The organism is Paenibacillus lentus (genome assembly GCF_003931855.1).
GTDB classification, from domain to species: Bacteria; Bacillota; Bacilli; order Paenibacillales; family Paenibacillaceae; genus Fontibacillus; species Fontibacillus lentus.
This window is the reverse complement of sequence record NZ_CP034248.1, coordinates 53,583-78,289: the sequence shown is the minus strand read 5'-3', so window position 1 is coordinate 78,289 and position 24,707 is coordinate 53,583. Positions and strand designations below refer to the sequence as shown.

The following is a 24,707-nucleotide window of genomic DNA, read 5'->3' as shown; positions in this document are numbered from 1 at the left end:
AGTCATCCCTTTGAATATATCATTGAAACGTAATTATATTTTGACCGGTTTAATGCTGTCCACTTTCCTTGCAGCAATTGAAGGTACGGTCATTGGTCCGGCAGGCCCGAGAATCGTTGGAGATTTGGGTGGAGTAGCTTTGCTGAGCTGGGTGTTTACAGCTTATCTGCTGACGATGGCTGTTTCGACCCCGATTTTTGGGAAGATGAGTGATCTTTATGGTAGGAAGCCCGTATTTATTATCGGGTCTTTATTGTTTTTGGCGGGATCATTACTATCCGGACTTTCGCAGAGCATGGAACAACTGATTGTATTCCGTGCACTGCAGGGGATCGGAGCCGGTGCGCTGATTCCGGTCACGTTTACAATTATCGGCGATATTTATTCGATTGAAGAAAGAGCTAGGGTTCAAGCTTTAATCAGCTCTGTATGGGGGATTTCATCTCTCGTCGGGCCGCTGCTCGGCGGCTATGTCGTCGATTATTTAAACTGGAGATGGGTATTTGGCTTTAATGTGCCGTTCGGTTTACTGTCGCTTTTTTTCATTTTGAAATACTTACATGAGAAAAATGAGAAGCAGAAGGTGAAAATTGATATTGCCGGCGCGATAACCTTTACAATCGGTGTGACGGCACTCCTGTTTGGACTCGCGACAGGCGGCCAGCAATTCGCCTGGACGTCCCCTTGGTTAATCGCTATTTTGGCGATCGCTGCAATATCGCTCAGCCTGTTCCTAATCGTAGAGAACCGGGCGGAGGAACCGCTCGTACCTCTTAAGCTATTTAAAGTGCGGGACATCGCCTTCTCGAACATAGCAAGTCTGGTGGCTAGCGCCCTGCTCATTGGACTTACCTCCTATTTACCGCTTTGGATACAAGGGGTTTTGGGGCAGAATGCTACGATGTCCGGACTTATTCTGGCTCCGATGTCGATCGGCTGGCTCTTTGGCTCCGTGTATGGAGCGCGCTGGATCATTAGCAAAGGTTCACGCTACACGTCCTTGATCGGAATGATCATCATTGCATTTGGAGCGGCAGGAATCGCTTTTATGACGGAGGAGACGCCGCTCTATCTGATGCTAGTTTTTAACGCGATGTACGGTATCGGCTTTGGCTTCTCCTTCACGGTGTTTACGATTATCGCCCAATCTTCGGTCGGCTACAGCCTCCGTGGGGCTTCGAATGCTCTGAACACCTTCACTAAGTCCATCGGGCAGACGATCGGCGTTGCCGTATTCGGAACGTTGATCAATTTGCGGATCGTAACCCAGACATCGGCTGGCACGGCTTCCGGGCTCAAAGTATCCCAGGACGACATTAACAATTTGCTATCTCCGGAAAAAGTGCAAAATCTGTCTCCCGAGCTCTGGAGTGAGCTGAAGCATGTGCTGCAGAACAGTTTGCATACCCTGTTTGTCGTGATGGCCATATTGGCGCTTGTTGGCGTCGTATCGGTATTTGGCCTGCGGAACCGTGCACCTGAGGTCGAGAAAGAGAAGTAGCTGTATGCATAAAAGAGGCGACGCCTCCGCACCTTAACAAGGAAAGGGGAGGTGTTACAATGAATGAGGATTGGAACGTGGATCAAGGCACTTTGGTTAACGCCTGGCAGGAGCAACTACCGGAATATCTCAATCCTGGCGATAAGACTATAGTCCAGGCTGATCTTGCAGACCCCTACGGTTTACGGATACATATCAATGCAGAGGGGCGTCAGGATTACACCTTTGACTTTCAGTGCTCTTATTTGGATCGGCGGGAAGTCAAGGTGGAGCTGGTCGATGTCGAGCGGGAAGGCGTGACGGTAAATGAACAATCCGAGCAGGTTCAGAACCTGACGGAGGACTACGTACGGCACATTCATGAATGCGCACAGGCGCTTCATCGGATTACCAATCCATCCTAGGGTACAAGATCATTGTATACAAATACAAAGTATGCAAGGTATACAAGAAAAGGCTGCTCCCTCCGTTTACGGAAGGATGCAGCCTTTTGCATAATTGGCACAGGTTCTAACTACTTGCGTGCAAGCGGAGCCAGCTTCTCGGCTTCACGCCCCATTTTCTTCAGCAATGTAATCATTAATTGCTTCTCTTCATTGTCTAGTCCGCTAAGGGCATAGTCAATTCGTTCGGAAAACTCCGGATAAAGCTTATCCATCAGCTCTTTACCCTTTGGCGTCAGTTCGGCAAATATGACTCGCCGATCTCGTGGACAGGGCTGTCGCTGCAAATAGCCAGCGGCTTCCAGCTTGTCGATCACATATGTGACGTTGCCGCTCTGCAGCAGCAGTTTGGCCCCGATTTGCTGAATGGGCTGAGGCCCCTTGTAATAGAGAACCTCCAAAACAGCAAAGGCTGTCGGATTGAAGCCCTGAATTTTGCTTCCCGTTACGGCATGCTCATTGACACTTTTAAACGACTTAGAAAATACTCGGTACAAGTGCAGTGATAAATCGGTTCCGCGTTCCTCGGTCTTCAACATCATCATCCCGCCTTAATCTATATTTTACATGCAGTCATAGAAAATAGAGTTAGATCGCTATTGCTTCATATCTATTATGTTAGGGGATACCCGATTTTTTAAAAATATAATTTATCACAATTTACGGTTTACATATTTAAAACTTGAATAAAACCTGAAAAGTTCATGTTTTATCCAAAAGTCGGGACGCATAATGTCCTGTTTCCAATTGAGCAGCATGAATAGAGCGCTATTTCATGGAACAGGCTAGCCGCTATTACGTATATACCTCTAGACTAATTCATAATAGAAATGGGGGATTATATGGATATCCTACTTGAAGTAGACATCAGCGATTCGGGATATGAATTCGGAGATCCTAAGGTTAAGGACGTATCCCTTGCGATCCGCCCCGGTAAACTTACGGGGTTAATCGGAGCGAACGGGGCAGGAAAGAGTACGGTGCTCAAGACCATTCTAGGCATTATGCCGTATGCGGAAGCATCCATCCGTTTTAAAGCCGGTTACGAGCAATATGCTTATATCCCGGAACACCCGGTATTTTATGAGAATTTGACCTTGTGGGAGCATCTGGATTTGGCAGCCGCAGTGTACGGTATGGGGCAGCATGAGTTGGAGCTGGAAGGCGAGCGCTTGCTAGACAGATTTAGAATGACTGAGGCTCGTCATCACCTGCCGGGGGGATTCTCTAAAGGCATGCGGCAAAAAATGATGCTGATGATCGGTTTCCTGAGCCGTCCTGATATTTATATCGTCGATGAGCCGTTTATCGGCCTTGATCCTCGTGCGATCAAGGATTTTCTCAGCCTGCTGGAGGAGGAACGGCAGCGTGGGGCGGGAATTCTCATGTCAACGCATGTGCTCGATACGGCGGAGCGGATTTGCGATGATTTTGTTCTCATTTCGCAGGGAAGGATCGCTGCACAGGGAACGTTAGAGGAAATACGCTCCACAGCAGCCATGCCGGAGGCTTCGTTGTTTGATTGCTTTGATAGGCTAGCTGATTAAAGCGAAGGGAGGAGAGAATGGCATGGCGAGAACAAAAGAGCCTGAAAATGTAATCCATCGTCATTTCATGAGAAGGTGGAAGGATCACATAGGCAAGCAATATGGCATCTTTCGATCGGTAGTGGATTCTGTAGTGCTGCTCTACATTGGTATTCCAGCCATGTTGATATTCGGACGAAGCTATTATGTCTTGTGGGAGGAGGAACTGCCTGGCTGGCTTATGGAGCTTCCCTACGCAGTCATCCCCCTATTGTTATATTTCCTTATTCATCTTGGGGGCGGCTTAACGACCTACCAGGAGAATGCGGATGTTTTGTTTATGCACCGGAACGAGCAGTGGAACAGGGGGATCGTATTGCGCGGCATCTTGGTTAGCCTGGTGACTCAGGCACTCATATGGGGGCTGATAATCCTCATTCTTTTACCGATACTTCTCCGGGTATATACAATGACAGGAGTAGAAATAGGGCTTCTGTATGTGATAGTGGCAGGAATCAAGGCGGTGGCGATGCTGAGTGAGAATTTGATAGGCATATACACAGCACGGTGGAGAAAAGTGCTGTACCAGTCGCTGGTTCAGCTTGTCCTAGGAGGAGTTTTTATCGTTTGGGCCTTCATACTGCATCCAAATCGAAGCCTTACCGTGGCTATTGTATTGCTCCTGCTGACAACTGTGGTCTGGCTGGTTCGCTTACGAACGCATACAGTCGGGTTATTCGAGGCAGAGATTCGTATGGAGGAATATCAAAAGACACGGCTTACGGGATTGGTGCTCTCGGGAGCTACTAGCAGCCCCCGGAAGGCGAGATCGCGTCCGTGGCTTTTCCGCCGTTCGAATCAGCTTCTCCGATCCCGCCAGCCTGAGAGTAGACTTGCCGAAGCGATGATGAAATCATTCTTTCGAGGGCGCGATCTTGTCATGTATTTGCAATTCATAGCAGTGGGAATAGCTGCAGTGGCAGCTCCGCCCTTTCCGGTGAATGTTGTAGTATTCACTCTACTGATGGTTTTGCTGTATTACTGGTTAAATGGTTTTCGCAAGCATTTCTTGGAAAGGGATCTCCTGGCCATACTGCCGATAAGTCCTGAATTGAAGCACAACTCGGTCGTACCTTCCAATCGGTTGTTGTTGCAGCCTGGAGTTGTATTCATCAGCGCCGGACTAGGCGTTTCTCTATTTGAGGCCATTGGGGGCGTAGCATTGGGAGTTCCTGCCGCCGTTGTGCTATACGTGCCTTACATTGCGAAAATGCTTTTGCGCTAGATGCGGAAGGTGAGCTAGTCTCACTTTCCTTGTCCTGCGTGGTAGCCTGCAGTGTAGCCGGTCGCGAAGGCCGCCGTAATGTTATAGCCTCCCGTATATCCATGCACATCCAGCACTTCTCCGCAAAAGAATAAGCCGGGCATGAGCTTGGATTCCATCGTCTTCGGATTAATCTCCTTCAGGTGCACCCCGCCTCCTGTAACAAAAGCTTCTTCGAAAGGACGCGTCCCGCTGACCTGGAACGTGAAATTCTTGAGGAATTGAACCCAGGCGAGCCAGGGCTCCTTCGGCAAGTGCTCGTAGGTTGTCTCTCCGGGAAGGTTCGCCCGCTGGAACAGCAAGGGGAGCAAGCGCTCCGGCAGAGTCCCTTTGAATACATTTTTAAGCGCCTTTTTCGGCTCGGCCGCAGCCAGCTGGCGCATATCATTCTCAAGGCCGCCCGCCTTCTTATCAGGAAACAGATCAATGGACATCGTGACCAGGGATATATTGTGCTTCTTTTTAACGCCGCGGATAAATCCGCTGCATCGAAGGGCAATCGGGCCAGATAAGCCAAAATGAGTGAAGATCATATCCCCTTGGTGAGCTACGACAGTCTTTCCTTTCGGATCTAGAAGCGAGAGCTTCACATTTCGAAGTGACAGACCCTGGAGCTCTCGGCTTGTAATAAAGGGCTCTTTGGAAATGATTGGCGTCTCCGTCGGATATAGTTCTGTAATCGTATGACCTGCCGCCTCGGCCCAGGGGTAGCCATCTCCGGTAGAACCGGTGTGCGGAACCGACTTGCCCCCGGTAGCGACAACGACCGCAGGGGCTTTGTAAATTTCACCGGAGGACAGCTTCACGCCTGCAACCTGATCCTGGTTATAGATAACTTCTTGAACGGCATGATGCACAAGAAGTGTAACGCCAAGAGACTTGGCCTTGCCGATTAAAGCGTTGACCACGGTTTTCGCTTTGTCAGACACGGGGAACATTCTCCCGTTATCCTCTTCCTTAAGCGCGATGCCCAGCCCCTCGAAAAAAGCAATAATATCTCGATTGCTGAAAAGAGCAAAGGCGCTGTGCAGAAATCGCCCTCCTCCGGGGATATACTTGATCAGCTCGTCAATTTCCTTCGCATTCGTTACGTTACAGCGCCCGCCGCCGGAAATTCCGAGCTTGCGCCCCAGCTTGTCTCCCTTGTCCAGAAGAGCAACGGCTGCACCTTGCTCCGCAGCAGCTATGGAGGCCATCAATCCCGAGGGGCCCCCACCGATCACGATCACATCGTAATTTTTCATAAGATGTTCCTTTCATTTGTACTAATAATACTATTATTCAGATAGAAATACCGGAACTAATTTCTTTAAACATGAAATATTGTAAAACTTTGTCGGCTGTGATTTAATCGAAATGAGTACAGTATTCTTCCGCCTGAGGAGGGAGAACTTGGATGCAATAAAAGAGATTGTAATTCAGCTTTTTGTTGCTAGTTTGCCAGCATTTCTGTTTCCGATATTATACGAAAAGTGGAGCGGTTTTGGACGGAGGCCGGCTAATGTTGAACCAAAATCACCCTATTCATTGGGAATGGCGGCTATTTGTGCTGCTAGTATGCTTCTTTGTGCTTTATTCTCTCAAACGTACTCGGATATTATTCCGCTAGAATTCGGGATTATGCCCTTATTTGTACTAATGCTATACAGCAGATTACGGTTGAGTATCGTCATGGGCGTCTTTCGGATGGCCTTGTTTCCCCTTTATGCCGTAAACTACACCATTACAGGCTGGCTGCTAGAAACCGGATTGTTATTGTTTCCATTTATCCTGTGGTCTGCCGGACGGTTTAGAGAGAGGAAACAACAAGACAGAACTGTAATCCTCTTTCTCTGGTTGGCCATCGGGCAAATAATGGTCACGGCTTCCCCGTTATTGACAGTCAATCTACAGCAGGCTCATGTCCCTGCTCTCATCGTGGTCTCCACGGTACATTTAGCCTCCGCTGCTATCGTAAGCAGCTTGTACAGTTATTATATGGCGAGCTCGTTGGAGAAAGAGCGTCAGAATAAGCATGTGATGCAGCTAACGAATCAATATTTTAGCGAAGCCGACAAGTTACAGCAAATTATGGATGCCGCACCGTTGAATATCATTTTAATCGATCAACAGCGTTGTATTCTGTCGGTGAACGACACATTCCTTCAATTATACCGAAATGATCATCCCTCTGCGACCAGGGGAAGTTTGATCGGACAGAAGCTGGGTGGTGAGTGCGGCGGTTTTGATATTGGACTGATTGCTTTGCGTGTCGAGAAGGCGTTGCAGGAGGGAACAAAAACGACGGAGCTGCTGCAAATTGAGGATAAAGTGTATTTTACAAGCATGTCCCCTATCATTCAAGGGCTGACCGATGAAGTGATCGCAGCTGTCATTATCGTACAAGACATCACTGAACTTGAGACACTGCGGATGGAATTGAACCATGTGGAGCGGCTCAGCCTTGTCGGGCAAATGGCGGCCGGAATAACACACGAAATTCGCAATCCGATGGCGGTGGTAAGAGGCTTCCTGCAGTTGATGCGGGAGAAGAGCGCAAATGACCTGGACCATTATTACCGGATTGTAATGGAGGAGCTTGATCGAGCAAACAGTATTATCAGTGATTTCCTGGCCCTGGCGCAGAATCGGGTCGTGACCAAGGAGCTATGTAGTTTGCACCATATTATTGAAGAGCTGAAGCCGCTTCTTTGGGCAGAGGCCAATTTGCGAGGACAGAGCATTGAGGTCAAGCTGGATGAGCGTGTTCCCCTGTTGTATTTGAACGTAAAAGAAATTAAGCAGCTGATTCTGAACTTAGCTAGAAACGGTATGGAGGCGATGGGAGAGAAGGGGCTGCTCACGTTAATGACGAGCTACGACGAAGATGGAATCAAGCTGTGCGTGATTGATTCAGGGCCAGGCCTATCGGAAGTGCAGCAGCAGAAGCTGTTTGCTCCATTTTACACGACAAAGGCAAAGGGTACCGGACTAGGTCTTCCGTTATGTCTTAGTATTATGGAACGTCATGGCGGTAATATTACCGTAAGGTCTGAGGAAGGAGTCGGTACGACATTTACTTGCGTCTTCTCGGTTGACCCAAGCTCCCCGCATGGGAACAGCGGATGAATTAGGGGATTTACATGCACTTTGAATTTGCTTTCCTTTCTTATGAATGTATAATAAATATAGTCGAACACAGATGAGAGAAAAGTCACAGATCTGTGTTAATCAGTTGTTAAGGAGTGAAAGCACGTGTCCATGTCATTTGATCAATATATGCGCGATATGGTTCAGCCTATGAGAGATGAACTAACAACACTAGGGATTCAGGAATTAAGAACGCCAGAGGATGTAGAGAGCAAGCTGCCAGCGGCGAAAGGAACTGCGCTCGTTGTCGTGAACTCGGTATGCGGTTGCGCAGCGGGACAATGTCGTCCAGGCGTTGCCAAAGCGCTGCAGCATGATTTGACGCCGGATCACCTCTATACGGTGTTCGCCGGACAAGATAAAGAAGCGACGGCTAAGGCTCGCGAATATTTTGCGCCGTATCCGCCTTCGTCCCCCTCGATCGCTTTGCTGAAGGACGGCGAGCTGGTTCATTTCATCGAGCGACATCAAATTGAGGATCGTTCCGCGGAGGAGATTGCGGCTGATTTAACGAGCGCATTCGACCGTTTCTGCCGCTAAGGAGAGCTGTACGAGCGATGAAGCGCCCTGCTAATACCGGTATTTGCCGATTAGCGGGGCTTTTTTCGAATTATGACCCGAAAGTAGTCATCATTAATAGCATAAAGAAAGGGGGATGCGATGATGAGCTTGCAGCAGGAGATCATTGAACGGCTGGGCGTCAAGTCGAGCATTAATGTCGATGAGGAAATTGAGCAGCGCGTCCGTTTTCTAAAGGAAAATGTAAAGAGCTCACGAGCCACGGGGTTATTGATTGCGATTAGTGGCGGATTGGACAGCGCTGTAGCCGCCGGGCTCTGCAAACGGGCAACAGATGAACTGACCGAGGAAACGGGCAAGGAATATATAACCTTAGGCGTGTTCCAGCCCTATGGCGATCAGGAGGATATAGGAGATAGCTATGAGACTGCAAAGGTTTTTGGGCTGACGCATACGCTGGAGACGAGTATCGAGGATACGGTAGATGAAATAGCTCTAGAAGTAGAGCATGCAATGAAGAGCTTAGGCCAATTCAGACATCTGAGCATACCTGGCAAAGGGAACGTGAAGGCTAGAGCCCGAATGGTTATGCAGTATGCCCTGTCCTTTGAGCTCAACCTGCTCGTCGTCGGAACCGATCATGCATCAGAGTCCATTGCCGGATTTTATACCAAATGGGGAGATGGGGCTGCGGATCTCATGCCTCTAAGTTCGCTCAACAAACGCCAAATCCAGCACATAGCAGCTGCGCTTGGCGTACCGGAGAGCATCATTAACAAAGCACCGACCGCGGGACTGTGGGCAGGACAGAATGATGAATTAGAACTGGGCGTCAGTTATGAAGACAATAGCGATTATTTGGAGGGTAAGTCGGTTGACCCTGCCATCCAGAAGCGCCTGGAGTCTCATTATTTGAAAACAGAGCATAAACGCAATCCAATTCCACGCAAATAACAGTGGGGCAGAAGGCAGAAGTCCTGCTTCTTTATTAGGAATACAGGATTTCTGCCGTGTTTTGTGTTAAAGAGGTTAATATAAAAAATTATTGAATCTTTCTTTTAGATTGAGTCGTATATATAGCTAGAGTGCTTAAATTTTATACGGTATATTTTGGCAACGGGATTTTGTTCAGAACAAGGGAGGAGTAGAGTTGAAAAATTTGCTGACCATATTTACTTCACCAAGGGAGACTTTCGAAAGAGTAAGAGACAAGAAGGTAGCTTGGATTTTACCCATGATTTTAGCGCTTATCCTTGGTTTTGTTACTACTACTTTACAGATGCCTTATTTGATGGAACTCAGCAGAGAATCCTTGCTGAAGACCGGGGGCTTGAGTCCGGAGCAGGTTGAACAGGCTGTTGGCTTTACTCCTATCATGAGTTATGGCACCCTCATCCTCGGTACTATCCTCATGATCTTTTTTGTTGCACTTTTACTAGTTTTACTGAATCTGATCATGCGTGGTGAAGGTAAATACCTCCAATTTGCCAACGTAGCCGCTTATGCGAGCTTGCCGGCCGTCATCGGAGGATTACTGACGACTGTTCTGCTACTTGCAATGGACGCTAGGTCTTTGACTGATGTTACAATTAGTCTCGCGGCGTTAATGCCGGAGAAGACGGGAACGATGTACCGCGCGCTCTTGCTAATTAATCCGTTTACAATTTGGGGGCTTTATCTGTATATAGTTGGAGCGGGCATAATGATGAAACGTCCATTGAAGAAGGTTGCGGTTTGGATTGTGGCGGTTTGGCTAATTTATTCTTTTATTACAGTTCTGTCAGTTCCAGCAGTCTGAGTACATAGGATAGGGTGATTATATTGTTTAAGAAGAAATGGTTTTGGGGCGCCATCCTGGGTTTGACCATTATTGTTTTAGTATTGGCTAATTTGACGAATATGAATCGGGCAGTAGCCGTGGAGATGACGGAGGTCTTTGAGGGGCTTATTACGGAACAAATTTATACCAGCGGTAAATTGGAAGCAGGGAAAAGCACGGATATTTATTCACCCACCAGCGGGGTTGTTGAGAAGGTTGAAGTGAAGCAAGGGGACACGATTAAGAAAGGGCAGGTTCTAATGACGCTGCAGATCGATGACGTCAAGGAACAAATTGAGAAGGAGCGTTTGAACCTCGAACTAATTGAAACAGAGCGGATGAATGCGAAGAAACAGCATTTTGATATGTTCAAAGAAAAGATGCTCGAAGATCCTTCTGTAGAAGTGGAGGAGCTTGATTTGACCTCCTTCGATCTCCGGATTCAGACCAGTAAACTGATGATTGCTTCATTGGAGAAGAAACTGAATAATCATGTGGTGTATGCAGAAGAAGAAGGCGTGTTGACTCAGGTGCTTGTCGATCCCGGACAAATGATTGCTGAGGGCAGCCAAATAGCCACCATCGTGGATCTGTCGGCTTTCAAAGTGAAAGCAAATCTTAACGAACTGGATGCAGGCAAAGTATACGAAGGCATGCAGGCGATCGTCACCGGCGACTCCATTACAGAGAGCTATGAGGGAGAGGTCACATACATGTCTCCGATCGCCATTCTGGTGGATCAGACCTCTAAAGACGCTTCCGTCGAAATGACGGTGGAATTAAGTCGCATTTCCCCGGAGCTTCGCCCTGGATATAATGTAACCATTGAACTTGAAGTACCGGATAAGGAGCGGTTGCTTGTTCCTTTGACTGCGGTTCAATATGAAGGGGAACAATCCTTTGTGTTCAAAATCCAGGACGGAGTTGCCGTTAAGACTGAGGTGCAGACGGGTAAAGAAAATGAAGAGTACATTGAGATCGTGTCCGGCGCCGCAAAGGGGGAAAGTGTTGTCTTGGAAGGGGCAAATCAGCTCAAGGACGGCGACAAGGTGAAGCTGCCATGATTACCCTAAGAGATATTTCGAAAGTTTATAAGAATGGCGAGTTGGAAGTACAAGCCCTGCAGCCGCTGAATTTAAAGGTAGAGCGGGGAGAGTTTGTGGCGATCATGGGCTCCTCAGGATCTGGAAAATCCACGTTGATGAACATCATTGGCTGTCTTGATATACCTACTTCCGGGGAGTATGAGCTGGATGGCGAAGAAGTTCATACTTTGGATGAAGAGCAGCTGGCGCGTGTGCGCAATCAAAAAATCGGTTTTGTCTTTCAAAGCTTTAACCTGCTCGGCAGGCAGACCGTGCTGCAAAATGTGACTCTTCCGATGATGTACGCAGGAATTGGCCGCGAGCAGCGTAATGAACGAGCGCTGGAGCTGCTTAAGAGGGTTGGGCTGGAGGGACGCGTGAAGCATCGGCCTAACGAGCTTTCGGGGGGACAGCGGCAGCGGGTAGCTATCGCAAGGGCTTTGACGATGAATGCACCGATCTTGCTTGCCGACGAACCGACCGGAAACCTAGATACGAAATCATCCCATGAAATTATGCATTTATTTAAGGAGATTCATCAGGAAGGAACGACGATTGTACTCGTTACCCACGAGCCTGATATTGCCGAGCATGCGGATCGAATTTTACTTTTCGGCGATGGGCAAATGCTCAAAGATACGCGTAAAGGAAGTGTTACGACATGAGCATATGGGAGAGTATACTGATCGCGCTCGATAACTTGCGGCTGAACAAGCTCCGTTCATTCCTCACGATGATCGGTATCGTATTCGGTGTGGCGGCGGTGGTCACTGTCGTATCGATCGGTCAGGCTGGCCAAAGCTCAATTTTGTCCATCGTATCAGTTTATGAAGACGGCTATTTTGTTATTTTTGAGAACCAGATGGAGAGCAGCGGCGACAATGATACGGATTTTCGTCTTCGTGACCTAACGGAGATCCGTAAGCTAGATGGTGTTAAATATGCCTCTTCCTCCTTGCCATATTCCATGACGATGAAGCACAAAAAAGAGACACTACGCTTTACGATTACGGCAACGACATCGCAAACGAATAGAATGCAGAAAATTGACATGGTTGCTGGACGCTTCTTTACCTCACAGGAGGAACGAGGCCGGCAAAGGGTCATCGTAGTAGAGAAGAAATTTGCCGAGGAGGTGTATGGCTCCGAACAATCCGCTATCGGTCGCAAGCTGGTGCTGTCGGACGGAACCTTCCGTATTGTTGGCGTGTTTAAACCTCAGGAATCAATTCTGAGCGGATTTGAAGGGCAGCAATATTCGGCCTTTGCTCCGATCACTGCTATGCCAGGAAGCAACGAGCGCTTCCGGGCGCTTGAGGCGGTTGCCTCGTCGCCAGAGAATATAGAAGAGACCATGGAACGGGTGAAGAAATGGCTAGCTGATTTGAATAACGTGGATCAAAGCGCATATATGTCCCAAACGGGGAAGGACGCTGAGGAAATGGTTTCGAGTACCTTCTCTATTTTGCAGACGATTATCGGTTCCATTGCTGGCATTTCGTTGCTTGTTGGCGGGATTGGCGTTATGAACATTATGTTGGTATCCGTCACCGAGCGAACCCGGGAAATCGGGATCCGTAAAGCGATTGGGGCTACGCCGGGCACGATCATGCTGCAATTCATGATTGAAGCGGTCGTACTGTGCTTTATTGGAGGAACGGCAGGGGCACTGCTTGGACTGGGGGCAGCCTACCTCTTCTCGACCATTTCCGGCTGGCCGTTCGTTGTATCCATGTGGGCTATTCTATTGGCATTTGGATTCTCGGCAGCTGTAGGGATTTTCTTCGGATTGTATCCAGCCAACAAGGCATCTAAGCTGCATCCAATCGAAGCATTACGTTATGAATAAATATAAAACCGGGCTATCCGTTCCTAGGATAACCCGGTTTTTTGTCTAGTATTTGATTAAGGATAAGGTCTGATTAATGAACAGCAGGCTTGCTTTAAGCGCCTCTTCTAGTGGCGCAGTCGTTCCTTGAAAGGGATGGACGGTATTGAACGTATGATTGCCGCCCGGAATATGAATCCAGGGAATATCCGGCCTGATGGATACAAGTTTACTTGAACCCTCTCGCAAATGTGCCCCGTCGTTAGAGCCTTGAATCAGGGCGATCTTAAAGGTCGCTGAGGAGATGCGGTCCAAAATATTATAACGCTCTTGGTGGCGCTCCATGTCCTCTAGGATAGCCACGTCCAGCGGCATTTGTTGTCCTGTTCGCCCATTGATGACATAGCTTCGTCCCTTCTCACGCATTTCCTGCTTCTGGGCATCGGTGAATAGGTCGAGGCTCGTAACTCCGTTCCATGAGAGAACGCCAGTTACATCATCCGGATGATCCAAGGCGTAAACGAGGCAGACACCGGCGCCGCGGCTATGCCCAAGCAGGAACAGCGGGAGGGAGCGCAGCTCCTTCTCCTGCCGGAGATGAGAAATCAATGCCTCCAGATCATTAAGCTCCCGAGCATATGTATTCACCGCGAATCGTTCGAGTTCCGTGAATTCGAGGGGGTTCTCGCCAATGCCATTATGGGAAAAGTTGAATGTAACCACCTCGTGTTGCTTGCTAAGCTGTTCAGCAATGTAAGGAAACATGCCCCAATCTTTAAATCCCTTATACCCGTGAGCGATAACAATAAGACCAGCCGCTTTGTCTTGGGCAGGAAATTTGGTGCAGCGCAGCATATGACCGCCTTCCAGCGGAATATTAAAATCCATCGGCATATTCAAACGCATCCTTTCGTGACAGGTTTGAGACGGTTAATTATTATTTTGTGCTATTATACCATATTGAATCAAATTCATTGCGAGTACAAATGACTTAAAATTGTAAATTATAAATTTGAGAAAAACAGGTTGTGAGCTTATGTTACTTGAACTTCCCTGCTACAATGTGAAAGTAGTATAATAAATCATTTAATTGAAATGTAGAACTATTCTTTTTAACAGCCCTCCTTAAGGAAGTGATGTTGTTGATATATGGTATTGGGCATGATGTGGTTGAAATAGAACGGATGCGGAAAATGGTAAACGGAGCTTCCGGGGACAGGTTGATGAAGCGTGTGCTGACACCAGCTGAGCGCGAGCTGCCGGGCAGCAAGACGCGTCCTGCAGAATTTCTGGCCGGGCGTTTTGCGGCAAAGGAGGCGGTCAGCAAGGCGTTTGGCTGTGGCATCGGGAAGAAGCTTGGCTTCCAGGATATGTCGATTTTGCCGGATCAATCGGGAAAGCCTCATGTTATTCTGAAACCGGAAGCATGGGAGCGTCTGGATTTGGGTGCTGGATCGACAGGCTACACCGTGCATCTCAGCATTACGCACGAGCGACAGCTTGCTTCTGCGTTCGTCATCGTGGAAAAGGTAGAGAGTGTGGAGTAAAGGGGAGAGCAATCGGGTCATGGAAGAGAAATGGAGTAAGGAAAGCAGGGAGTATTTCAGTACAGAGCTGCTATCCTGGTACGAGCGGTCAAAACGAGACTTGCCATGGCGCAGGCATCGTGATCCTTACTATATTTGGATATCGGAAATTATGCTGCAGCAGACTCGCGTGGATACGGTAATTCCGTATTTTCACCGGTTTATTGAACGCTTTCCAACGATTTCAAGTCTGGCGGAAGCGCCGGAAGAGGATGTATTGAAATGCTGGGAGGGGCTTGGCTATTATTCCCGTGCTCGGAACTTGCAGGCCGCCGCGCGCCAAGTGATGGAGCGGCATGGCGGGAAAGTGCCGAATGACAAGGCATCGGTATCTGCGCTGAAGGGAGTTGGACCTTATACGACGGGAGCGATTCTCAGCATTGCCTTTAATCAGCCGGAGCCGGCTGTAGACGGCAATGTGATGCGCGTTCTGTCTCGCTATTTCTTCATAGAGGAAGATATTATGAAGACGGGAACGCGCGCGCTGATGGAGAGGCTCGCGGGTTCGTTGATCCCGGCAGGCCGGGCAGCAGACTTCAATCAGGCTCTAATGGAGCTGGGGGCACTGGTGTGCACCCCCAAAGCTCCCCAATGCCTGACCTGCCCGGTCATGGCGCATTGCTCGGCGCGCCTGGAGGGCGCCGAGCTTCGCCTGCCGGTGAAGAGCAAGGCGAAGCCGCCGCGGCCCGAGTATCGGCTCGTCGCCCTTGTAGAGGGCGAAGGAGAGCGGGCGGGGCGCGTGCTCGTGCGCCGGAGGCCGGACACGGGGCTGCTAGCACGGATGTGGGAGCTGCCCCATGTTCCGGCGGCGGACAAGCCTGGCGAAGGCGCCGGGGTTGCGGACGGTTCGGCGATGAACCGTCTGGCGGGAGCGTTGGCCGAGGTAGGCACCTATGTGCAGGCGGCGGGACCGTTCATGGCCGCTGAGCATATTTTCAGCCATATACATTGGTATCTGCGTGTCTTTCGATTCCAGGAAGCAGCGGCTCTGAGCGCATTGGCGGGCTTTGCGGAGATGGCGGTTGCCGAGGCACGGGAAGCATATAATGAAGGCGAGCAGGCGGCGGAGGAATATCGCTGGATTACGGCTGAGGATATGAATGACTTGGCCTTCCCTAATGTTTTCTTAAAAATACTATCGCAATATTTTGCTGAACAGAAAGTGGAATAACAATAAAAGCAGACCAGAATTGTTCTTGGTCTGCTTTTTCATGTTGAATTTTCATGGTACAGAGCTAGGTCAATTTCGGCTGCTGGATTTCGTGGGAATGTGTCGCTTCTTGTCTATTCAAGCATCCGGTTCTCTACGTCCTTCATGTTGTTCTGCTGATCGGTCTCCCGGTGCTGCGGTTCAACGACTTGCCCCTTCTCCGCTGTTGCATCTCCGCTGACGCTGCGAACGAAGCTGCTAAACTGAGCCTTTTGCTTTTCCACCTCGTGCTTGGACGACAATAGCTCCTGTGGGTCATTTGTGAATGGCTTAGACGTGTCGTCGGTCAAGGTAACCCCTCCTTTCTAGGTAATCTATGTTAAGATTACCCGAAGACGGCTTTTTCAATCGAAGGAAAAAGGGCTCAGGAAGCTCTGTGATGACCTTAGGGTATGCTATAATGTGTAACAGGCCCTTTTTCACCATGTAAAGTTTTATCCCCCGTTGTTAATTCGCTTTTTAAATTTTTAATCAAATGGAAACAATAGATTCGCTATTAACCTCGCGATAACAAATCCAAACCTTGGTAGAACACTTCGAATTATGCACTTACATTTCCATTAATAGAATAAATTCTATCAAAAAATAATGTAAACGCTTAATATAAAGCGCTTTCAGAAGAAAAATGGTGTATTTCCTTGATTATTATGGTTTAATGGACAAGTAGGGAGTTTTTCCTCGATTTTTGTCTAGATTTAATTATTCGTTGGATGTTAAAATGGACCGTGTGTTTTACATGAATCTATCAAGCTAAGGAAAAGGGAGATCATAGCATGCGTATTCGTTCCTTCCAGTTGAGTGATGCCAATCAAGTGATGGAGCTTTTGCAAGTGGCTCTATCAGAACAATGCTACGAAGATACTAAGCGGGCTTTCGCTAGACAATTGTCTTGGGATTCGGAGCTGATTATGATTGCAGAAGCTGATGAGGAAGTCGTTGGGGTGTTGATCGGAACGATCGATCAGAATCTTGGCTGTATTTATCGAACTGCAGTTCATCCTGAATACCGTCGTCAAGGGTATGGCAAAAAACTGGTTAACGCGATGGAACAAAGGTTCCAGCAGCGCAACATCCGCAGGATTGTAGTAGCTGGCGATGAGCATAACAAGGCCCATATGCCGCTCTACGAAGCGATGGGATACGGAGCAAGTAGGTTTTTGGAGGCTGTTCAGAGCTTGGGTATCGCAACAGCCCGTTCGCTGTAAGTCTATTATATAAATAAAACCAATGCCGCATAGCGGATAAATTGGATAATGATCTCGGTGAAAGAAGCATATCTTCCGTCCGTTGCAATTGGACGATAGATATGCTTTTCTATTATTATGTGCATTGTTATGCGAAGCACCCGCAAGTATTATTACTGAGTTAAGCTATAGAAGAGGTGCGGCTTGGAGCCAATCGTTCCATCAGAACGTCAGAATTGGAATGACCAGAATGTTCGCAGGTGAAATGAGGTAGACAGAATGGAGAACTTGGAAGCTGAGAAACATACTGCCGAGCAGGCGGAGCGGCACTTTATCCATAATAAATGGGTTCGTGAGCTGTGGGATTTCTGCAAGACGGCCGGGATCGCATTTATTATCATGCTGCTTCTCAATATGTTTGTGTTTAACTTATCCATGGTAAAGGGTGAATCGATGCAGCCAACGCTGGAAGAGCGGGAGCGTCTTTTTGTGAATAAAATCGTTTTTTATTTCGCATCGCCCAGCAGTGGGGAAATCGTAGTGCTTAAAGATCCTAGCGCAGGCCCTGATAAGAAGCATTACCTCGTGAAACGGGTCGTTGCTACGCCTGGTGATACGGTAGAGGTTCGGGATGGTGTCTTGTATGTGAATGGACAAATCCTGAACGAGCCCTATACCGATGTGCAAATCCAGGATGGGGACTTTGCAGAGATTCGTCTAGGGAATGATGAGTTTTTCGTTATGGGCGACAACCGTCATTATGGCCGCAGTAGGGATAGCCGTAGTTTTGGGAGTGTGAAGAAGAAGGATATTGTTGGGCGTGCAGAGTTTGTATTTTGGCCTATATCGAAAATTCGCGGCTTATAAAAAAAATAAGAAACATGGAGGAAATCTCGTGAAGGAGATTATGATCTATACCGATGGAGCCTGTTCCGGAAATCCCGGGCCTGGGGGATGGGGAGCTGTACTATTGTATAATGGCCACCGCAAGGAATTATCAGGCGGCGAGCCAAGGACGACGAATAATCGTATGGAAATTCAGGCGGTTATTTCGGCTTTGGAGCAGCTGAAAGAGCCATGTCGCGTTCAAGTATATAGCGATTCCGCTTATGTCGTGAATTGTTTCAAACAGGGCTGGATTCGCAATTGGTTGAAAAATGGTTGGAAAAACAGCAAAAATCAGCCGGTTGAGAATCAGGAGCTGTGGCAGGAATTATGGCGCCTAATGCAGATTCATCAAGTAGAATATATAAAAGTTAAGGGACACAGTGATAATGAATTAAATAATCACTGCGATTTTTTGGCGAGGGAAGCCATTAAACAGATGTCTCGATGATGTGCGGACAAGCCGCCGAATAGCAGGTCATATTACATCTAGGAGGGATCGGAAATGGCGAAAGTGCGACCAGTGGCTGAAGGCGGTCAAAGTAATAGGATGGATTGGGCCAGGCTGAAGCAGGAAATCAAGGATGCCGCTTATTCCATGGGAATCGATGATATAGGATTCGCCTCGGCTGACCCGTTCCTGTCATTAAAAAATGTGCTTTTGGATCGACGTGCCAAGGGATATGAATCCGGATTTGAAGAGCCGGACATTGATAAACGGGTATATCCTGAGCTGTCGCTGGAAAGACCAGCATCTTTGATTTCTATAGCGGTAGCTTATCCGTCAAAGCTGGAAAATCCGCCAAAGTCAGAGCCTGGCTTGCGTCGCGGAATATTTGCCCGAGCGGCGTGGGGGCAAGACTATCACACGGTACTGCGTGAAGCGATGGCACGATTAGAGGAGTTTATCATGCAGCGGGTAGAAGGTGCCCGAATCGAAAGCATGGTGGACACGGGAGCCTTGGTGGATCGTGCCGTGGCAGAACGGGCCGGAATCGGTTATAAGGCGAAAAACTGTATGGTGATTTCACCAAAGTGGGGATCATGGATTTACCTTGGCGAGCTGATTACGAATATTCCGTTTGAGCCGGATACTCCTGTAACGGAGGATTGCGGGGAGTGTACTAAATGTATCGATTCTTGCCCAACGGGCGCACTCGTTGGCCCTGGTGAATTAAATGCCCAGCGCTGCGTATCTTTTCTGACGCAAACGAAGGGCTTCCTTGAGGATGAGCTCATGAGAAAGATAGGTAATCGGCTCTATGGCTGCGATACCTGCCAAATTGTGTGTCCCAAGAACAAGGGCAAGTCATGGAATCATCGGCCGGAGCTGCAGCCGGATCCGGAGATGGTCAAGCCGTTGCTCTTGCCAATCCTGGAGCTGAGTAATCGGGAGTTTAAGGCACGGTTTGGCTCCAGCGCTGCAGCTTGGCGAGGTAAAAAGCCGATTCAACGGAATGCGGTAATAGCGCTTGGGAACTTCAAAGATCCGGCTGCCGTGCCGAAATTAATCGATATTATGCGAAATGATCCAAGGCCGGTCCTAAGGGGAACAGCCGCTTGGGCTTTGAGTCGGATTGGCGGTGAGGAAGCGCTTCAAGCGATAATCGGAGCGATCACTGCGGAGAAAGATGAAGAGGTGCTTGAACGCTTGCATGCTGCACAAGACAAACTGTCAGAGGAAGAAGTCAAGGTGGAGGCTGAGAACTGATATGGAATCGACCGGAGAACCGTTTGGTTTGCACTATACGGAAATGGATTCGCCAATAGGCAAACTAACCCTTTGTGCGAGTGATCAGGGGCTATGTCATATTGAATTCGGCTCATTTGCGGATAAGGCGGATTTTCTCGAAAAATGGGCGGAGCGGTACTATCCAGGATATCGCTATATGCGCGCTGACAAGCTGCTGACATCTGCTGTCGAACAGCTTGGCGATTACTTCGCGGCGAGGCGTCAAAGCTTCGACCTTGCCTTGGATTTACAAGGAACGGAATTTCAGCGTAAAGTGTGGGGAGCCTTGCTTCATATTCCCTATGGTGCGGTCGTTTCATATAAGTCCATCGCTGAAGCCATCGGCCAGCCAAAAGCGGTTCGGGCTGTTGGCGGCGCCAACAATAAAAATCCGCTGCCTATCGTTGTTCCCTGTCATCGTGTGATAGGCTCAGGCGGAGCGCTCGTCGGATATGGAGGGGGATTATCCATTAAAGAAAGTCTGCTCTCTTTAGAACGGCAGCATCATAATTGTACATCAACGACATCAGGCGAATAGGATCGCCAAGGGGGACTAATTCATGAGATACATGAGTGTTGAGGATATCGAACCGGGGCAGTACCTTGGCAAAACAGTGTATTCTTCGAATGGAACGGTGCTACTGTCGGCTGGAATCCAGCTTACGGTCTACATGATTAATACGTTGAAGCGTATCGGCGTAACCATGCTCTATATCAAGGATCCCAATTTCGAGGGTATAGAGATTGAAGATGTGCTTAGCGATTCCACGAAAGAAGTCATTTTCACAGAGATGAGCCACACGTTGGAGGCGGTAAGATCCGGTAAGGATTGGAGTACGAAAAAAGTCAGCGTCAGCGTAGAGGCGCTGCTGGAGGATGTATTAAACCAGCGGGGCGTTCTGCTTCAGTTAACGGATATTCGAACGGCCGATAATGATGACTATTTGCATGCAGTGAATGTATGCTTGTTATCCTCAATGATTGGACTGAATATGGGGCTTAACTATTCCCAGCTCAAGGATTTGGCAATCGGTGCTTTGCTGCATGACATCGGTAAGGCCAATCCATTACCGGTAGGTGCCTCAGAAGATGAACAGAACTATCATCACACGTGGAGAGGATTTGAGGTCCTGAAGAATAAGCGCGAGTTCAGCCTTCTGATCGCTCATACCGCCCTTCAGCATCACGAGAAATTAAATGGCAGCGGGCTGCCGCGCGGACTGGACAGCGATAGCATTCATTTGTTCCCCAAAATTGTAGCTGTGGCTAACAAATACGATAATTTGATCGGCGGTGGCAATAGAGAACGTCCGCTGCTGCCACATGAGGCGTGCGAGCAATTGATGGCGTCATCCGAGCATGAGCTGGATCATGAAGTGCTAGTTGAGTTTACGCGAATCATTTCGGTATATCCGAACGGAACGGCAGTGCGTCTTTCAACCAAAGAGACGGGAGTCGTTGTGCGGCAGCACCGAGGTTTGCCCGGACGTCCGGTTATTCGCGTTATTCGCGGTTCAGGTGATGAGCTGGATGTGAAGGAAGTTGATCTCGCCGTGGAAACGACGACATTTATTGAAGCGGTATTGGCTTAAATTCAAGAAATTAATTTGCTAGGTATGTGAGGGAAATGATATTATAGCTTGAGGTGCTTTAAAGCACCATACAACATGAATGAAACATTTGATCACAATATAGGGGTGGCTAAATTATGAATTATGTAGTTCCTATTATTACCCTGATCGTCGGTTTAATCGGCGGATTCTTCATAGGCGTATTTTACTTGCGCCAGCAGTTAACGAAGATGCAGAATGATCCCCAAATGTTGCAGAAAATGGCCAAACAAATGGGTTACAATCTGAATGGGCAGCAAATGCAGCGGGCCCAACAGATGATGAAGAAGCAGGGAATGACAAAGCCGCAAGGCCGGCGTAAGAAAAAATAATAGGTTTCATAATTTTAGAAAAACAACTTACTCTACTTCCCGACAGGGGAGAAATAGGAAGGAGGAGGCGTGAGTGGCAGGCGTTAAAGATTATGTAAATACTCGGGTTGGAGCCAACCGTGAGAAGATAGAGCACCATGTTCGTGAAATCTTGAAGCTGATTGGCGAGGATGTTGAGCGGGAAGGCCTGATCGATACTCCAGCTCGGGTAGCTCGGATGTATGAAGAAATATACGGCGGTTACGAGGTAGATCCTCGAGACGTGCTTGGAGTTACGTTCGAAGAGAACCATGAAGAGCTTGTTATTGTTAAGGATATTGTGTACTACAGTCAATGCGAGCACCACACGGCCCCTTTCTTCGGCAAAGTGCATATCGGCTATATCCCAAGCGGCAAAATCGCTGGCTTGAGCAAGTTAGCTCGTCTGGTTGAAGCCATTACACGGCGATTGCAGGTACAGGAGCGCATTACGTCGCAAATCGCCGACATCATGGACGAGGTTCTTAAGCCGCAAGGTGTGATGGTCGTCGTGGAAGGCGAGCATCTCTGCATGTGTGCCCGCGGTGTTAAGAAGCCGGGAAGCAAGACCGTGACCTCAGCAGTGCGGGGAACATTCCGTAAGGATGCTGCGTCCAGAGCAGAATTTTTGTCACTGATTAAGGAATAGTGACTGAAAGAATGGCTCTCTTTACTTAAAAACAAAACACGCCTTCATGGCGTGTTTTTTATTTGCTATTAATATTTCATTTCGTTTGGATAGCATATGTGTCTTGAAGCGGGAAGATAAAGCGTACTGTCGCTCCGCAAGATGGATTGTTCTCGGCGCAAATCTGTCCTCCATGATGCTGAATCAGAAGTTTGGCGATATATAACCCAAGCCCCGAGTGTCCTTTTTGCCTGGAGGATGAGTGATTCCCCTGATAAAACTGCTTGAAGGCCTGTTGCAGATCCTGCTGTTGTCCAAAACCTATTCCACTATCCGTGATAGACATCATTACTTGCTGCTCAGTAATTTCGATGCGCCAATAAATTTGTCCGGCTTCAGGCGTATACCGGATACTGTTCGACACGAGGTTATCGAGGACCTGGATGATGCGATACGGATCGAAGATGACAGGTTTTTTGACCGTTCGGTTATCTTTAATCACAGTATCGAAAGTTATATTCTTATCCTTGCATAAGGCGGTATATTCCACGGTTTTATGATCCGCAAATTCTTTAATATCCACGGGAAGCGGCTGGAGCCTAAAAGACATTTTCTCAAGCTCTGCAATGGTGTTCATATCCTGCAGGAGCTTTGTAGCGCGGATGGTGTTGCGCCTGATAACCTGCAGATATTGTGCTCTTCTGTTCGCATAAGCTTCTCCCTCCATCTGTTCCATGCCCTCGACATGCCCTTGAATAATCGTAAGCGGCGTACGCAGATCATGGGCGAGCGCTGCAAACATGGTGCTTCTTTCTTTCTCCATTCTCCATTCCCGCTCAAGGGCATGTTCCAGCTCATGCCGCATGTCTTCAAAAGCATTCGTCAGACGGTTTATTTCCGTTATGGATGATGTTCCGGTCATGGAAAAGCGTAAATTTTGCGCTTTAATCATTTCAGCTCCTTGCAAAAGCTGCTGTAATGGAGCGTTGATCATCCGACTGAACCGCTTTCCGAATATGAAGGTGAACAAGATAATATATAGAAATGGCGTTAGGAAAAAGGCCAGAAATCCGAAGGTTATCATAGGGTTAAGCGCTGGATTGGCTGCCGTCACTTTGAGATGATATCCCAGCAGAAGAACACCTATGAATTCTCCATTTTGGGACATTATCGGCACATATTTAACGAACTGGTTGAGGCTGCTGTGCGTCTGGTTCAAGCGTGCCAGGAGCTTCTGCCGGGTAAGTGATTCTGTAATTTCAAGATCCCCGTATAAGCTTTCACCCTCAGGCGACACAACGAGGTAGTTTATGCCCTGTGAGGGGATCACCTTCTCCAGCTCGGCTTGTCCCTGCATACTCATGATAGAATCACCATGGGTTTTCGCGTACTCTGATATAACGGGGAGTTGGGCTTCGTAATGATTCGCCGGGAGCAAATTGTCATGGTTGAACAAGTAGCCGAGCAGCAGTACGAGAAACCCCCAGGTTATAAGTGTAGCCAGCAAGCTGCAAGCTAGAATAAAGACAAAGTGTCGGGCAAACGTATTCTTTATGGAACGTTGTTTGGTCATTTGGGATCCCATTTGTAGCCGATGCCCCAGACGGTTTGAATATAAGTACGGTCTTGTGCGTGGGCAGCCAGCTTGGCCCGGGTTTTCTTGATATGCTCTGTGATCGTGGAATCGTCACCCTCTGCGTCAAATCCCCATAACTTCTCATAGATTTGTTCTCTAGAAAAAACCTGACCCTGATGCATCGCTAACAATTCTACGATCTGATATTCTTTATTCGTAAGGGCAATGTTGTGTCCATTGCAGTTCACAGTATGTCCTTTGCAATCGATGGTCAGAGATGGGAAGCGAAGGACGCCTTGTTCCTTTTGCAGATGGACTCTTTGCTCTCTCCGCAGATGGGCATGGATTCTGGCTTTTAATTCAGCGAGGCTGAAGGGTTTAAGCAGATAATCATCGCCGCCAGCGGCGAGCCCCCTAATACGGTCCACTTCACTCTGACAGGCACTTAGAAATACAATGGGACATTGCATCGTTTCCCTAAGTTGCTGACATACTTCAATACCGTTCATCCCAGGCATCATCACATCGAGTATGATCAGCGAGGGCTGTTGTTTACTCTGGATTAGGGCATCCCGTCCGTTACCGGCAGTAATTACGCGATAGCCTTCAAGCTCCAGCGCATCTTGTATAAAAGCAATGATTTCTTCTTCATCATCCACCAATAGAATCGTTTCGTTTGCCATATTCAATTACATCCTCCAAGAAATAACGATAAAAAGGTCTATCTTCTATTGTACACGTCAAATCTAAAGAATGAATAAAGAAAATCGAG

The 24,707-nt window shown here is 48.2% G+C and carries 25 protein-coding genes and 1 pseudogene; 20 read left to right on the top strand and 6 right to left on the bottom strand.

The genetic code is table 11. The features are described 5' to 3' along the window. The first annotated feature begins 52 nt into the window (after positions 1-52). Complete coding sequence (locus tag EIM92_RS00435; RefSeq protein WP_246021475.1) at positions 53-1,501, top strand: MDR family MFS transporter; 1,449 nt, start codon at positions 53-55, stop codon at positions 1,499-1,501. Between the two features lie 59 nt (positions 1,502-1,560). Beyond that, positions 1,561-1,905, top strand: a complete 345-nt coding sequence (locus EIM92_RS00430) for a hypothetical protein (protein ID WP_125080988.1) — start codon at positions 1,561-1,563, stop codon at positions 1,903-1,905. Positions 1,906-2,015: 110 nt separating this feature from the next. Here EIM92_RS00430 and EIM92_RS00425 read toward each other — a convergent pair whose 3' ends face one another. Continuing rightward, on the bottom strand, positions 2,016-2,483 hold the full coding sequence (locus EIM92_RS00425; RefSeq protein ID WP_125084947.1) for a MarR family winged helix-turn-helix transcriptional regulator: 468 nt from the start codon (positions 2,481-2,483) through the stop codon (positions 2,016-2,018). Between the two features lie 303 nt (positions 2,484-2,786). On the opposite strand from EIM92_RS00425, the gene EIM92_RS00420 reads away from it, so the two are divergent. Beyond that, positions 2,787-3,491, top strand: coding sequence for an ABC transporter ATP-binding protein (locus EIM92_RS00420; protein WP_125080987.1), 705 nt, complete (start codon positions 2,787-2,789; stop codon positions 3,489-3,491). Positions 3,492-3,513: 22 nt separating this feature from the next. Further along, the gene (locus EIM92_RS00415) at positions 3,514-4,755 is read left to right on the top strand and encodes an ABC transporter permease (protein WP_125080986.1); all 1,242 of its coding nucleotides are present in this window, start codon (positions 3,514-3,516) and stop codon (positions 4,753-4,755) included. Positions 4,756-4,775: 20 nt separating this feature from the next. On the opposite strand, the gene EIM92_RS00410 is transcribed toward EIM92_RS00415, so the two are convergent. Then, complete coding sequence (locus EIM92_RS00410) at positions 4,776-6,038, bottom strand: BaiN/RdsA family NAD(P)/FAD-dependent oxidoreductase (RefSeq protein WP_125080985.1); 1,263 nt, start codon at positions 6,036-6,038, stop codon at positions 4,776-4,778. A 148-nt stretch (positions 6,039-6,186) separates the two neighbouring features. Here EIM92_RS00410 and EIM92_RS00405 point away from each other — a divergent pair, with 148 nt between their 5' ends. From EIM92_RS00405 to EIM92_RS00375, 7 genes are all read left to right on the top strand, one after another. Next, the gene (locus EIM92_RS00405) at positions 6,187-7,902 is read left to right on the top strand and encodes an ATP-binding protein (protein WP_125080984.1); all 1,716 of its coding nucleotides are present in this window, start codon (positions 6,187-6,189) and stop codon (positions 7,900-7,902) included. 126 nt (positions 7,903-8,028) lie between these two features. Continuing rightward, positions 8,029-8,463, top strand: coding sequence for a BrxA/BrxB family bacilliredoxin (locus EIM92_RS00400; RefSeq protein WP_125080983.1), 435 nt, complete (start codon positions 8,029-8,031; stop codon positions 8,461-8,463). Positions 8,464-8,586: 123 nt separating this feature from the next. Next, a complete protein-coding gene (gene nadE, locus EIM92_RS00395) occupies positions 8,587-9,396 on the top strand; it encodes an NAD(+) synthase (RefSeq protein ID WP_125084946.1) in 810 nt (269 codons plus the stop codon). A gap of 196 nt (positions 9,397-9,592) precedes the next feature. Beyond that, on the top strand, positions 9,593-10,240 hold the full coding sequence (locus EIM92_RS00390) for a YIP1 family protein (RefSeq protein ID WP_125080982.1): 648 nt from the start codon (positions 9,593-9,595) through the stop codon (positions 10,238-10,240). A 14-nt stretch (positions 10,241-10,254) separates the two neighbouring features. Beyond that, entirely contained in the window at positions 10,255-11,325 is a 1,071-nt protein-coding gene (locus EIM92_RS00385) for an efflux RND transporter periplasmic adaptor subunit (RefSeq protein WP_246021153.1), read from the top strand. After that, a complete protein-coding gene (locus EIM92_RS00380) occupies positions 11,322-12,011 on the top strand; it encodes an ABC transporter ATP-binding protein (protein ID WP_125080980.1) in 690 nt (229 codons plus the stop codon). The genes EIM92_RS00385 and EIM92_RS00380 overlap by 4 nt, the downstream gene beginning before the upstream one ends. Continuing rightward, on the top strand, positions 12,008-13,195 hold the full coding sequence (locus tag EIM92_RS00375; RefSeq protein ID WP_125080979.1) for an ABC transporter permease: 1,188 nt from the start codon (positions 12,008-12,010) through the stop codon (positions 13,193-13,195). The genes EIM92_RS00380 and EIM92_RS00375 overlap by 4 nt, the downstream gene beginning before the upstream one ends. Before the next feature lie 45 nt (positions 13,196-13,240). Here the strand turns inward: EIM92_RS00375 and EIM92_RS00370 are convergent, their stop codons facing one another. Then, positions 13,241-14,068, bottom strand: a complete 828-nt coding sequence (locus tag EIM92_RS00370) for an alpha/beta fold hydrolase (RefSeq protein WP_125080978.1) — start codon at positions 14,066-14,068, stop codon at positions 13,241-13,243. A 248-nt stretch (positions 14,069-14,316) separates the two neighbouring features. On the opposite strand from EIM92_RS00370, the gene acpS reads away from it, so the two are divergent. Next, positions 14,317-14,721, top strand: a complete 405-nt coding sequence (acpS, locus tag EIM92_RS00365) for a holo-ACP synthase (RefSeq protein WP_125080977.1) — start codon at positions 14,317-14,319, stop codon at positions 14,719-14,721. 19 nt (positions 14,722-14,740) lie between these two features. Beyond that, positions 14,741-15,931, top strand: a complete 1,191-nt coding sequence (gene mutY, locus EIM92_RS00360; RefSeq protein WP_125080976.1) for an A/G-specific adenine glycosylase — start codon at positions 14,741-14,743, stop codon at positions 15,929-15,931. 113 nt (positions 15,932-16,044) lie between these two features. Here the strand turns inward: mutY and EIM92_RS00355 are convergent, their stop codons facing one another. Further along, on the bottom strand, positions 16,045-16,260 hold the full coding sequence (locus EIM92_RS00355; RefSeq protein WP_125080975.1) for a hypothetical protein: 216 nt from the start codon (positions 16,258-16,260) through the stop codon (positions 16,045-16,047). Positions 16,261-16,743: 483 nt separating this feature from the next. Here EIM92_RS00355 and EIM92_RS00350 point away from each other — a divergent pair, with 483 nt between their 5' ends. The 7 genes and pseudogenes from EIM92_RS00350 to folE all read left to right on the top strand — a co-directional run bounded on the left by EIM92_RS00350 (position 16,744) and on the right by folE (position 22,380). Continuing rightward, positions 16,744-17,175 carry a GNAT family N-acetyltransferase gene (locus EIM92_RS00350; RefSeq protein WP_125080974.1) on the top strand — a complete coding sequence of 144 codons (432 nt, stop codon included), beginning with the start codon at positions 16,744-16,746 and terminating at the stop codon, positions 17,173-17,175. Positions 17,176-17,433: 258 nt separating this feature from the next. Continuing rightward, positions 17,434-18,021 carry a signal peptidase I gene (lepB, locus tag EIM92_RS00345; protein WP_125080973.1) on the top strand — a complete coding sequence of 196 codons (588 nt, stop codon included), beginning with the start codon at positions 17,434-17,436 and terminating at the stop codon, positions 18,019-18,021. Positions 18,022-18,049: 28 nt separating this feature from the next. Continuing rightward, positions 18,050-18,490 (top strand): ribonuclease HI, encoded by a 441-nt coding sequence (gene rnhA / locus EIM92_RS00340; protein WP_125080972.1) that lies wholly within the window; start codon positions 18,050-18,052, stop codon positions 18,488-18,490. Positions 18,491-18,544: 54 nt separating this feature from the next. Further along, positions 18,545-20,309 (top strand): annotated as a pseudogene (gene queG, locus EIM92_RS00335) (tRNA epoxyqueuosine(34) reductase QueG). A gap of 22 nt (positions 20,310-20,331) precedes the next feature. Next, a complete protein-coding gene (locus tag EIM92_RS00325) occupies positions 20,332-21,363 on the top strand; it encodes an HD-GYP domain-containing protein (protein WP_125080970.1) in 1,032 nt (343 codons plus the stop codon). 116 nt (positions 21,364-21,479) lie between these two features. After that, on the top strand, positions 21,480-21,713 hold the full coding sequence (locus EIM92_RS00320; RefSeq protein ID WP_125080969.1) for a YneF family protein: 234 nt from the start codon (positions 21,480-21,482) through the stop codon (positions 21,711-21,713). A 73-nt stretch (positions 21,714-21,786) separates the two neighbouring features. Further along, positions 21,787-22,380 (top strand): GTP cyclohydrolase I FolE, encoded by a 594-nt coding sequence (folE, locus tag EIM92_RS00315; RefSeq protein WP_125080968.1) that lies wholly within the window; start codon positions 21,787-21,789, stop codon positions 22,378-22,380. Between the two features lie 76 nt (positions 22,381-22,456). On the opposite strand, the gene EIM92_RS00310 is transcribed toward folE, so the two are convergent. Then, positions 22,457-23,932, bottom strand: a complete 1,476-nt coding sequence (locus tag EIM92_RS00310; protein WP_125080967.1) for a sensor histidine kinase — start codon at positions 23,930-23,932, stop codon at positions 22,457-22,459. Beyond that, positions 23,929-24,618, bottom strand: a complete 690-nt coding sequence (locus EIM92_RS00305; protein ID WP_125080966.1) for a response regulator transcription factor — start codon at positions 24,616-24,618, stop codon at positions 23,929-23,931. The genes EIM92_RS00310 and EIM92_RS00305 overlap by 4 nt, the downstream gene beginning before the upstream one ends. Positions 24,619-24,707: the final 89 nt, after the last annotated feature.